The sequence below is a fragment of the Agromyces sp. P1_H4 genome (genome assembly GCF_056405255.1).
Genome location: NZ_JBFUCL010000314.1, coordinates 1 through 4,493, shown reverse-complemented (window position 1 = coordinate 4,493; position 4,493 = coordinate 1). Strand labels below are relative to the sequence as shown.

Annotated in this window: 4 protein-coding genes; 3 read left to right on the top strand and 1 reads right to left on the bottom strand. The window is 71.2% G+C overall.

Translation table 11 applies throughout. From position 1 onward, the window contains the following. The coding region (locus AC1DY2_RS16060; protein ID WP_476763331.1) for a phytoene desaturase family protein at positions 1-425 on the top strand (425 nt) is incomplete at its 5' end. A gap of 79 nt (positions 426-504) precedes the next feature. After that, complete coding sequence (locus tag AC1DY2_RS16055) at positions 505-1,950, top strand: lipase maturation factor family protein (RefSeq protein ID WP_476763330.1); 1,446 nt, start codon at positions 505-507, stop codon at positions 1,948-1,950. Here AC1DY2_RS16055 and AC1DY2_RS16050 read toward each other — a convergent pair. Further along, positions 1,947-3,416, bottom strand: coding sequence for an MDR family MFS transporter (locus AC1DY2_RS16050; protein ID WP_476763332.1), 1,470 nt, complete (start codon positions 3,414-3,416; stop codon positions 1,947-1,949). The genes AC1DY2_RS16055 and AC1DY2_RS16050 overlap by 4 nt on opposite strands. Positions 3,417-3,700: 284 nt before the next feature. Here AC1DY2_RS16050 and AC1DY2_RS16045 point away from each other — a divergent pair. Then, positions 3,701-4,493 (top strand): serine/threonine-protein kinase (locus tag AC1DY2_RS16045; protein ID WP_476763329.1); only part of this gene is annotated, 793 nt, incomplete at its 3' end.

Sequence of the window (4,493 nt, the reverse complement as noted above, 5' to 3'; positions counted from 1 at the left end):
ATCCGTACGTGCTCGCGACCCAGCCGACCATCGTCGACCCGTCGCGCGCACCGGCGGGCAAGCACGTGCTCTGGGCGTACACGCACGTGCCCGCCGGGTCGACGCTCGACGCGACCGAGCTCGTCACCCGCGAGGTCGAGCGGTTCGCCCCGGGGTTCCGCGACCTCGTGCTCGGCTCGGCGCAGCGCACCGCCGTCGACCTCGCGGCGCACAATGCCAACTACGTCGGAGGTGACATCTACTCGGGAGAGCTCAGCCTGGCGCAGCTCGTGAAGCGGCCCGTGGTGTCGCAGGCGCCGTGGCGCACCCCGCTGCGCGGCGTGTACCTCTGCTCGAGTGCGACCCCGCCCGGACCCGCGGTGCACGGCATGAACGGCTGGTACGCCGCGAAGCTCGCGCTCCGCGAGCAGTTCGGCATCGCCTGAGCCGGCTCGGCTCTCGCCCGGGCGGCACGCGTGCGCAAGCGGGTTCCGGCGGCGCGGGAGCCGGGCGTAGCGTGAGGGCGTGGACTGGCCCGACTGGTTCGACGCGCACGACTACGAGATCGCCCGCCAGGTGCTGCAGCGCGGGGTGGGTGCGCTCGCGCTCCTCGCCTTCCTCTCGACGCTGAACCAGTTCCGTCCGCTGCTCGGCGAGCACGGCCTGCTGCCGGTGCCCGAGCTCCTGCGCATCGCCCGCCGGCTCCGGGGCCCGAGCGTGTTCCGCTGGGGCTATACCGATCGGCGCCTCGTCGCCGTCGCGGTCACGGGCATCGTGCTCGCGGCATCCGTCGTCATCGGGCTGCCGCAGCTCGGCCCGCCCTGGGTGCCGCTCCTCGTGTTCCTCGCGCTCTGGATCCTCTACCTCTCGATCGTGAACGTCGGCCAGACGTTCTACGGCTTCGGGTGGGAGATGCTGCTCTGCGAGGCGCTGTTCACCGTGGCGTTCCTCGGCTCGAACGACCAGCCGCCCCCGACCACGATCATCGTCGCGATCTGGTGGCTCGTGTTCCGGCTCGAGTTCGGCGCGGGCATGATCAAGATCCGCGGCGGGCAGGAGTGGCGCGACCTCACCGCTCTCATGTACCACCACGAGACGCAGCCGATGCCGAACCCGCTCAGCCGGCAGGCGCACCTGCTGCCGAAGTGGTTCCACCGGGGCGAGGTGCTCGGCAACCACTTCGCCCAGCTCGTCGTGCCGTTCCTGCTCTTCGTGCCAGGCCCGGTCGGGTCGATCGCGGCCGCCATCGTGATCCTCACCCAGCTGTGGCTCATCGTCACCGGCAACTTCGCGTGGCTGAACTGGATCACCGTGGTGCTCGCGGCGTCCGCCATCACCGACTCGGCTTGGCACCGGCTCGTTCCGGCGATCCCCGCCGACCTGGGCACGGATGCCGCGACGACGCCGATTTGGTGGGCGATCGTGGTGCTCGCGGCATCCGCCCTGCTGCTCGTGCTGAGCTGGTGGCCGATCAAGAACCTGCTCTCGCGGCGGCAGCTCATGAACGCGAGCTTCAACCGCTGGATGCTCGTGAACGCCTACGGCGCGTTCGGCACGGTCACGAAGCGGCGCATCGAGGTCGTCGTGGAGGGCACGCTCGACCCGTCGCCCGACGACGAGTCGGACTGGCGCGAGTACGCCTTCAAGGGCAAGCCCGGCGACGTGCGCGCCGTGCCACGGCAGTGGGCGCCGTACCACCTGCGGCTCGACTGGCTCATGTGGTTCCTGCCGCTCGGCCGCATGTGGGAGCCGTGGTTCGAGATGTTCCTGCTGCGCCTGCTCGAGGCGGATGCCCCCACGCTGCGCCTCCTCGCGCACGATCCGTTCGGCGGGGTCCCACCGCGGTGGGTGCGCGTGCACGCCTACCACTACCGGTTCACGACGCACGCCGAGTACCGGGCGACCCGGCAGCGCTGGATCCGCACCTTCGAGCGCGAGGTCATCGGGCCCGCGGGGATGCGGGCCGACTAGCGCGGCTTGCGCTCCGGCGCGGCCGCCTGCTCGACCTCGCCGACGGGGCGGTGCTCGGCCTCCGGCACGACCTCCCGCGCGGCCGCCGGCTCTGGCCCCGGCCCGGCCGGACGGTGCTCGATGTCGTCGACGTGCGCGCTCGGCATCGCGGCCGCGCCGGCGATCGTGGCCACCGCCGCGACGATGACCGCGAAGAACACCGCCGTGGAGGCCGCGTGGATGGCGACGGGGGAGTGCTCGCCGAGGCCCGTGCCCGCGATGACGCCGTTCGCGATCGCGCCGAAGATCGCCACGCCGACGGCGCTGCCCATCGAGCGCAGGAACATGTTCGCGCCGGTCACCACGCCGCGCTCCGTCCACGGCACCGACGACTGGGCCGCGATGAGCGTGGGCGAGGCGACGAGGCCGAGGCCGAGCCCCACGACGAAGCAGGCGATCGCCGTCGTCCAGACGTTCGGAACGAGCGACGCCGCGAACAGCCCGATCGCCCCGAGCACCGCGATGCCGAGGCCGATGAACGCCGTGCTGCGGAATCCGATGCGCAGGAAGATGCGGCCCGACTGCGACGCCGAGATCGGCCAGCCCAGGGTGAGCGCCGCGACCGCGAGGCCCGACACGATCGGGGTCGCGCCGGCCGTCATCTCGAGGAACGTCGGCACGTAGGACGTGAGGCCGATGAGGGCCGCACCCACGCCGAACGAGATGAGCGACGTCGTGAGGATGAGGCGCCGGGAGAACACCCAGAGCGGCAGCACGGGCTCGGCCGCCCGCCGCTCGATGAGCACGAAGACCGCGATGAGCACGAGGCCGAGGGCGAACGCCCCGATGCTCTGCCACGAGTTCCACGCCCACGCCTGCCCGCCCTCGAGCACGGCGAGGATGAGCAGCGTCAGGGCGACGGTGAGCACCACGGCGCCGGCGACGTCGATACGGTGCCTCTGCCGCTCCACGTTCTCGTGGTAGTTGCGCACGAGCATCAGCGCGGCGATGAGGCAGAGCGGGATGTTCACGAAGAAGATCCAGCGCCAGGTGAGGAACTCGGCGAATAGGCCGCCGAGCGAGGGCCCGATGACGGATGACGCGGCCCACACGCTCGCGATGTAGCCCTGCACCCGTGCCCGCTCGCGCACCGTGTAGATGTCGCCCGTGATCGTGATCGACACGGGCAGCACGGCGCCGGCGCCGAGGCCCTGCACCGCGCGGAACACGATGAGCGAGGTCATGTCCCAGGCCACGCCGCAGAGGATCGACCCGATGAGGAAGAAGCCGATGCCGATGAGGATGATCGGCTTGCGGCCGACCGTGTCGGCGAGCTTCGAGTAGACGGGCACCGACACCGCCTGGGCGAGCAGGAAGACCGAGAACAGCCAGGGGAACTGCGTGAAGCCGCCGAGGTCGGCGACGATCGACGGCACGGCCGTCGCGAGGATCGTGGCCTCGATGGCGACGAGTCCCGTCGACAGCATGAGGGCGATGAGCACCGGCCCTCGGTCGGAGCGGAATCCCACGGCGGTCTGCTCGGTCACGTTCCTCCTCGTCCGTGCGGCTCGCGGGCCGCGGCGCACCCCACCCTCAACCACAACGCAGCGCGCGTGCGCGCATTCCCGACCCGCCCGGCATACGGCACGATCGGCTGCAGCGCAAGCCCTCGGGCCGGTCTCGGGTCCTTGTGTAACCTGACCACACGCATGAGTCCATCGATGCGGAGTGCGTCGAACCCGAGGCGCGCAGTGACATCAGGAGCCGACCCATGACCGACCCCACCCTCGCGGATACCACAGCCGCGCCCGACAACTCCCGACAACGCTACGACTTCCGCGAGCACCTCGGCTCGGGCGGCATGGCCGACGTCTACCGTGCCCGCGACACCGAGCTCGGCCGTGACGTCGCGGTCAAGGTGTTCCGGGCGACCGACGACACGGTCGCCGACCTGCAACGCCGGGAACGCGAGATCCGGCTGCTCAGCCGCCTGAACCATCCCGGCCTCGTCGACATCCACGACGCCGGTACCCTCCTCCACGAGGGCGCCGCGCGCCGCTACGTCGTGATGGAGTACATCGAGGGGCGCTCGCTCGCGCACCGCCTCGCACGAGGGCCCAWGACCCCGCGCCAGGTCGCGGACGTCGGCGCCCAGATCGCCGATGCGCTGAGCTACGTGCACGGGCACTCCATCGTGCATCGCGACGTGAAGCCCGAGAACATCCTCGTCGCCGACGTGCCGACGCTGGGCTACACGCTCATGGCGAAGCTCGCCGACTTCGGCGTCGCCCAGTTCATCGACGGGTCCCGCCTCACGAGCGACGGCGCGATCATGGGCACCGCGGCTTACATCTCACCCGAGCAGGCGCGCGGCGAGGAGATCGGCACGTCGAGCGACGTCTACTCGCTGGGCCTCGTGCTCCTCGAGGCGCTGCGCGGCGAGCGGGAGTACACCGGCAGCGCGATCGAGGCCGCCCTCGCCAGGCTGCACCGCCCGCCGCACATCCCCGAGGACCTGCCCGAGCAGTGGCAGGCGCTCCTCGCGGCGATGACCTCGACCGATC

Excerpts from the sequence above, each read along its gene's own strand:
- AC1DY2_RS16050 (WP_476763332.1), bottom strand. The coding sequence starts at position 3,416 with ATGCTGTCGACGGGACTCGTCGCCATCGAGGCCACGATCCTCGCGACG.